This window comes from Phycicoccus sp. Soil748 (genome assembly GCF_001428025.1).
Lineage (GTDB): Bacteria > Actinomycetota > Actinomycetes > Actinomycetales > Dermatophilaceae > Pedococcus.
Map to the genome: position 1 here is coordinate 170,546 of NZ_LMSC01000001.1, position 6,878 is coordinate 177,423.

Annotated in this window: 7 protein-coding genes; 2 read left to right on the forward strand and 5 right to left on the reverse strand. The window is 71.5% G+C overall.

The genetic code is table 11. The annotated features are described in order from the left end of the window. The first annotated feature begins 50 nt into the window (after nucleotides 1-50). Complete coding sequence (locus ASG70_RS00835) at nucleotides 51-1,325, forward strand: lytic transglycosylase domain-containing protein (RefSeq protein WP_056881966.1); 1,275 nt, start codon at nucleotides 51-53, stop codon at nucleotides 1,323-1,325. A 55-nt stretch (nucleotides 1,326-1,380) separates the two neighbouring features. On the opposite strand, the gene ASG70_RS00840 is transcribed toward ASG70_RS00835, so the two are convergent. The 4 genes from ASG70_RS00840 to ASG70_RS00855 all read right to left on the reverse strand — a co-directional run bounded on the left by ASG70_RS00840 (nucleotide 1,381) and on the right by ASG70_RS00855 (nucleotide 5,241). Beyond that, nucleotides 1,381-1,626, reverse strand: coding sequence for a hypothetical protein (locus tag ASG70_RS00840; protein ID WP_056881967.1), 246 nt, complete (start codon nucleotides 1,624-1,626; stop codon nucleotides 1,381-1,383). A gap of 183 nt (nucleotides 1,627-1,809) precedes the next feature. Next, entirely contained in the window at nucleotides 1,810-3,105 is a 1,296-nt protein-coding gene (locus ASG70_RS00845) for an MFS transporter (protein WP_056881968.1), read from the reverse strand. After that, entirely contained in the window at nucleotides 3,102-3,572 is a 471-nt protein-coding gene (locus tag ASG70_RS00850) for a MarR family winged helix-turn-helix transcriptional regulator (protein WP_056881969.1), read from the reverse strand. The genes ASG70_RS00845 and ASG70_RS00850 overlap by 4 nt, the downstream gene beginning before the upstream one ends. A 145-nt stretch (nucleotides 3,573-3,717) precedes the next feature. Beyond that, complete coding sequence (locus tag ASG70_RS00855) at nucleotides 3,718-5,241, reverse strand: NCS2 family permease (RefSeq protein ID WP_082589874.1); 1,524 nt, start codon at nucleotides 5,239-5,241, stop codon at nucleotides 3,718-3,720. Between the two features lie 54 nt (nucleotides 5,242-5,295). Between ASG70_RS00855 and ASG70_RS00860 the strand changes: the two genes are divergently transcribed. Next, on the forward strand, nucleotides 5,296-5,622 hold the full coding sequence (locus tag ASG70_RS00860; RefSeq protein WP_235531280.1) for a DUF2530 domain-containing protein: 327 nt from the start codon (nucleotides 5,296-5,298) through the stop codon (nucleotides 5,620-5,622). 283 nt (nucleotides 5,623-5,905) lie between these two features. Here ASG70_RS00860 and ASG70_RS00865 read toward each other — a convergent pair. Continuing rightward, a partial coding sequence (locus ASG70_RS00865) for an endonuclease domain-containing protein (protein ID WP_235531281.1) occupies nucleotides 5,906-6,878 on the reverse strand: 973 nt, incomplete at its 5' end.

Here is a 6,878-nt window from a genome sequence, read left to right on the forward strand (position 1 = left end):
TCCCGGGTGACCACCCTGCGGTGGGGCGACGAAGCCGAGGAGCCGAAGACATGACCCGCGTGACGCGACTGCACTGGCGCAGAGCCGCCGCCGCCCTGCCTGCCGTGGCCCTCATCGGCTCCGGTATCGCGCTCGCGTCCACCGGGGGCACGCCCAGCACCGACGTGGTCGCCGACTCCAGCCCGCTCATCACCGTGCCCAAGCTCCCGGTCACGCAGCCGGAGGCCCCTTCGCTGCCGTCCCTCCCGGAGCTTCCGGCCCCGGCTGAAGCGTCGCCCACCCCGGCGCTCGAAGCGGCCGGGTTGCCCGCTGCCTCCTCCGCCGGCAGCCCCAACGGCATCCCGGCAGCGGCGCTCGCTGCCTACCGGCGGGGAGCCCAGCTGGTCGACACGGCCGACGCCGAGTGCAACATCGACTGGGCCCTCGTCGCAGCCATCGGCAAGGTGGAGTCCGACCACGGCCGCTACGGCGGCAACGGCATCGACGCCAGCACCGGCGCGGTGCGCCCCGGCATCTTCGGCATCCCGCTCAACGGCACCAACGACACCGCGGCGATCCGCGACACCGACCGGGGCGTCTTCGACCGCGACACCACGTGGGACCGTGCGGTCGGCCCGATGCAGTTCATTCCCGGGACCTGGCGCTCGGTCGGGGTCGATGCCAACGGTGACGGCCAGAAGGACCCCCAGAACATCACCGACGCCGCGACCGCGACCGCCGTGTACCTCTGCTCCGGCCCCGGTGACCTCGGCACCGAGACGGGCGCCCGGTCGGCCGTCCTGCGCTACAACCAGAGCGACGCGTATGCCGACCAGGTCCTCGCGATCGCGCGCGCCTACCGCGGCGGGTTCACGGTCGTCCCGGACTTCGCGCTCACCGACGGCCAGCGCACCGGCGCGCCCTTCCTCCCCTCGAACGTGGCCCGGCCGGCCGGCGCCCAGGCGGCTGCCTCGAGCAAGCCGTCCAGCAAGCCCGCAGCGGCCAAGCCGTCCGCCAAGCCCTCCGCCAGCGGCGGGAAGGGTGGTCCCGGTGGCAGTGCGGTGGGTGGCGCGGGTGGCACGTCGGGCGGGGGCTCGACGCCGGCACCGTCCACCACCGCGAGCGGCGGGGTCGTCGGCACCGTCACCGGTGTCGTGGGTGGCGTCGTCGGTGGGCTGACCGGGCAGACGCCCACGCCGAAGCCCTCCACCACGACTCCTACGCCCACCACGACGACCACGCCCGCACTGCCGCTCACGGTGCCGCTCCTGGGCAACGGGACGTGCCCGGACGGTTACGAGGTCGTGCTCCAGCTCGGCATCCCGGTCCTCTGCACCCGCTCCTGACCGGCCGACGTTGACGTGTCGCCGTTGAACCCTTCGCCATTGACCGGCTGACGGCTCAGGTCGGCGGCCGGGGCACGGGTCTGCCCACACCCCGGCGGTCGGCAGCGGCCAGGCTGCCCGGGCCCACCTCGGAGTCCTCGAGCTCCGCGCCCGAGTCGTCGAGCACGGCGACATGGCCACCCCCGCAGTCGGACAGGTGCAGGCTCGCCCAGCGACGGGCACCCTCCAACGTGGCGAACCGGCGCACGACGCCGGGTCCCGAGACCTGCCAGGCCCCGGGTCCGAGCGGCCGGATCCTCATGCAGGCCGACGACGGTTCGCCTCCCACCCGCACAGGATCCCGCGGTGCCGGGCCAGCCGCCTCAACCAGATGGCGGATGCGGCCCGGCTGCGAGCGCCCGTCAGCGCACGAGGCTGGCGACCACCGCAACCGCCACGACGATCACGAGGACCGCGATGGTGACCCGGCGGCGGAAGACCGGCGTCACCGTACGGCCTCGGGCATCGGCTCGGACACGGGAGCGGGCACGGTGCGGATGCGCAGGCGCGGGCGGCGCTGGGACTCGTACGTCACCTGCACATTCTCGTGCCTCACGAGCCACCCCGACACCGCCACGGTGACCAGCCCGACGGCGATGGTGCCGATGCCGATCGTCCAGCGGGGTCCCCAGACGTCGCCGATCCAGCCGATGACCGGGGCACCGAGCGGCGTGCCGCCCATGAAGATCGCCATGTAGAGGGCCATCACCCGGCCGCGCATGGCCGAGTCGACGCTGAGCTGGACCATGGCGTTGGCGGTGGTCAACGCGGTCAGGGCCGACAGCCCGACCGGCACGAGCGCCAGGGCGAACAGGGCGTAGGTCGGTGCGAGTGCGGCGAGGCCGCTGGAGATGGTGAACCCGGCGAACGCCACGAGCAGGATGCGCAGGCGCGGACGGGCACGGCGGGCCGACAACAGGGCCGCCGTGAGCGAGCCGATGGCCATGATCGACCCCAGCAGGCCGTACTCCTCGGGCCCCTTGCCGAACTCGCGCGTGGCCATCAGGGCCGTGGTGATCTGGAAGTTCATCCCGAAGGTGCCGAGCACGAACACCAAGGCCATCACCAGCATGATGTCGGGGCGGCTGCGGACGTAGGTGACGCCCTCCCGGATGGCCCCCTTGCGGCGGTTGAGCATCGGGGCGGGCCGCAGCTCTGTACGCACCATCGACGCGAGGGCGATGAGCACCGCCACGAAGGTCAGGGTGTTGAGCATGAGGGTCCAGCCCGTGCCGAAGGCTGCGATGGTGAGGCCGGCGGCGCCAGGGCCGATGAGACGGCCGGCGTTGAACGAGGCGCTGTTGAGCGAGACGGCGTTGGCGAGCCGGTCGCGCGGGACCATCTCGGAGACGAACGTCTGGCGCGCCGGGTTGTCGACCGCGGTCGCGACACCCGTGAACAGGGCGATGGCGTAGACCATCCACAGCTGGGCGGTGCCGGTGAGGACGAGCACGCCGAGCACGAGGGCCGACATCGCCAGCGCCGACTGGGTGATCGCGAGGATGACCCGCTTGGGGTAGCGGTCGGCGATCATCCCGGCCCACGGGGCCAGGAGGAGGAACGGCAGGAACTGCAGTCCCGTCACGATGCCGAGGGCGGTCGAGGAGTGGTTGGTCAGCTCGGTGAGCACCAGCCAGTCCTGGGCGACGCGGCCCATCCAGGTGCCGACGTTGGAGATGAACGCGCCGGTGGCGTAGATCCGGTAGTTGCGGACGCTGAGGGAGGAGAAGGTGGGGCTCACTCGTTCGCCACCCTGGTCAGGATGACGGCGGCCTGCTGCAGGATGTCCTGCTCGGCGGGCGTCAGGTGACCGACGCGGACGGACATCCAGGCGTCGCGCTTGCGGCGGATGTCCTTGAGCAGCGTGGTCGCCGCCGGCGTGAGCGACAGGATCACCTGTCGCCGGTCGGAGGGGTCGTCGGTGCGCTCGACGAGTCCGAGCTCGACGAGGCGGGCGACGGTACGGGTCATGCTCGGGGCGCTCACCCGCTCGATCTCGGCCAGCTCACCGGGCGTGCAGGGCGTGTGCTCGAGACGGTTCAGGACCGAGAACTGGTGCGGCGCAACCGCGTCCGTGCTCTCGAACCGAACCCGCCGGGAGATGCGCATGCACGCCAGGCGGAGCTCGCCGGCGAGACGCGACACGGCCGCGGGGGTGAGACCGGCCTCAGCGGTGCGGCGCGGGGCGCGCGCAGGCGGTGGGGTCATGGCGTCTCCTAGGTCAGGTACTTAGCATAACTCATTACCTGTGCTAAGTATTTCCCCGCGGGTCACAGGCCCCTCGGACGACGTATGCCGCGTGGCCCCCGGACGGGGCCACGCGGCATACGGACGCGCTGGTGGTGCTGCGGGATCAGGCGCCGAAGAGCTCCTTGATGGGAGTGATGGCGAAGTACAGGACGAACAGCGCGGACACGGTCCACAGCAGCGGGTGGATCTGGCTGCTCTTGCCACGGACCGCCTTGATGACGGTGTAGACGACGAAGCCCGCACCGATGCCGGCCGTGATCGAGTAGGTGAACGGCATGAGCACGATGGTGAGGAACGCCGGGATCGCGATCTCCAGGTCCTCCCAGTCGATGCCGCGCACCTGCTGCATCATCAGGAAGCCCACGACGACCAGCGCCGGGGTGGCTGCCTCGTAGGGCACCACCTTGACCAGCGGGGCCAGGAACGTCGCGAAGAGGAACATCACGCCCGTGACGACGGAGGCCAGACCCGTGCGCGCGCCCTCGCCGACACCGGCCGCGGACTCGATGTAGGAGGTGTTGGACGACACCGACCCGGCGCCACCGGCGATGGCCGCGACCGAGTCGACGAGCAGGATCTTGTCGGAGTTCGGGGGGTTGCCGTTCTTGTCGAGCAGCCCGCCCTCGGCGCCGACGGCGACCATCGTGCCCATGGTGTCGAAGAAGTCGGCCAGCAGCAGGGTGAAGACGAGCAGCACCGCGGAGACGACGCCGATCTTGGTGAACGAGCCCAGCAGGTTGAAGTGACCGAGGAGGGAGAAGTCGGGGACGTCGACGATCTGCTTGGGCAGCGTCGGGACGTTGAGTCCCCAGCCCGCGGCGTTGACGAACTTGCCGGTGGCGTCGACCTGCGGGCCGACGTCGGCGATCGCCTCGACGATGATCGCGAGGACCGTGCCGCCGAGGATGCCGTAGAGGATCGCGCCCTTCACGTGCAGCACCAGCATGATGATGATGGCGAGGACACCGACGACGAAGACGAAGGTGGGCCAGCCGTTGAGGGCGCCGCCGATGCCGAGCTCGACCGGGACGGGACCGGTGCCGGTGCGGCGGACGAAGCCGGCGTCGACCAGGCCGATGATGGTGATGAACAGGCCGATGCCGACCGAGATCGCGGTCTTGAGCTCGGCCGGGATGGCGCGGAACACCGCCTGCCTGAACCCGGTGAGCACCAGCACGAGGATGATCACGCCCTCGATGACGATGAGGCCCATGGCGTCCGCCCACGTCATGTCGGGCAGCTTGGCGATGCCGAACGTGACGAACGCGTTGAGCCCCAGTCCTGTCGCGAGCGCCAGCGGGTAGTTGGCGACGACGCCCATGAGGATCGTCATCACACCGGCGACGAGCGCCGTGCCCGCAGCCACGAGGGTCTGCGCCTTGACGATGTCGCCGCCGCCGAGGAAGTGGCCCGAGCCGTCCTGCTGCGTGCCGATGATCAACGGGTTGAGGACGACGATGTAGGCCATCGTGAAGAACGTGACGAGGCCACCGCGGATCTCCCGCCCCGTCGTCGAACCGCGTTCGCTGATGCGGAAGAACCCGTCGAGACCGCCGGCTCGAGGTGCCGGTGCCGGGGTGTGAGCCTTGGGTGATGGCCGGGGGGACGTGGGTGAGGGCTTCGCCATGGGCAGCAGAGTAGGGCCTGCGTGTTGCCCGGGTGTGAAAGATAGGCTGCCCCGGTGATCGAGTCGTCGAGCGAGCTGTCGGGCGGGTCGTCGAGCGAGCTGGCCGGCCGGTCGTCGGGCGAGCCGTCGGCCGAGTCGTCGGCCGAGTCTTCGGCCGAGTCTTCGGGCGAGCTGCAGCCGCTGGCCGTGAGCAGCGCGACGGTGACCCTCTGGGGTCTCGCCTGCTGGGTGGTCGCCCTCGTCGCGACCCTGGTCGTGCCGTCGCTGCACGAGGGCGAGCGGCACTGGTGGCCCTGGACCTGCGTGGCCGCCATCGTCATCGGCTCGCTGGGCTACACCTACGTACGCCGCGGCCGCGGCAACGCCGCCAGCGCCACCTGACCACACCCCGTACCCCGCGCCGGCGGCCGCCGTCCGCACGCCCGCCGCCGTCCGCGCGCCCTACCCGCCCGCCCGCGCCCGCGCGCCCTGACGCTCGCGCAAAGCGGGTGTCCTTGTGCAACACGGGACTTATTTGTCACGGTTTCGCCGAACGACACCCGCTTCGCGGGCTTCGCGGGCTTCGCGGGCTTCGCGGGCTCGCGGGGCTCGCGGGGCTCGCGGGGCTCGCGAGGCACGACCGTATGGCCCCCTCCCCGCCCTCCTCGACTGCGGAGTGGGGGCGTCAGGCGGCTCGGCGCAGCAGGGCTGTCCTGATGCGGGCGAGCACCCTTTCGGGGTGGGCCAGGTCGTCCCAGGTCAGCCGGACCACCTCGTAGCCCAGCGATCGCAGCCGGTCCTCACGTCTCTTCTCTGCGACGAGCTCGCCCCGGCCCTCTGCGCCGGCGTACTTCACCGCCCCGTCGAACTCGACGACAACCCGTCCGGCCACGAGGAAGTCCACCCGGCCGACGAATCCGCCGAGCTCGTCGCGGACAGTCACCTGCGAGGCCACGGGCAGACCGAGCGCCGAGATGACCAAGCGGGTCCTGCTCTCACCCGGCGACTCTGCACGCGGGTCCATCGCGGCCAGCACCCGTCGGACCCTCGCCCGCCCCCGCAGGCCGCCAAGGAGCCGGTCGGCCGCGGCATGCAGGTCGCTGGTCGTGGTCGATCGTCCATGCAGGGCTGCGTCGGCAGCGACCACCCCGGCCTCGACCGACGTCGAACCGGTCAGGACGACGGCATCCGGGACCGCCAGGGTGGGCAGCCCGTCGACCTCGACCCCGGCAACCATCGACCGGAGAGGCATGACCCGGACGCCCGCCACCGTCGTGGACTGCTGGACGTCACTGCTGAGCACCACCAGTCGGCGGTCGACATGCCACAGGGGCAGCCGGTGGAGAGCCAGCGCTGAGTGGTGGCTGGCCAGCTCGACGGCACCCGCCACGGGCTCCGGCCGCGACCGCATCACCGCCATCACGGTCAAGCGGTACTGCTCGTCGCTGTCGGCCTCGACCCAGCGTCGGCCGTCGACGAACGCCCCGCGCCGCAGCCGGCGCAGGCGTCCGCGGGCGACCGCCACCTGCACGTCATACGCGGAGACGCCCAGTCGGGCGAGCTGGGCGGCACCGACAACCCCACCCTGGGCCGTCATGAGGGCGGCTGCCTGCGAGTCCATCCGTCGACAGTGCCCGGCAGGTCCCGCGGCATCGACA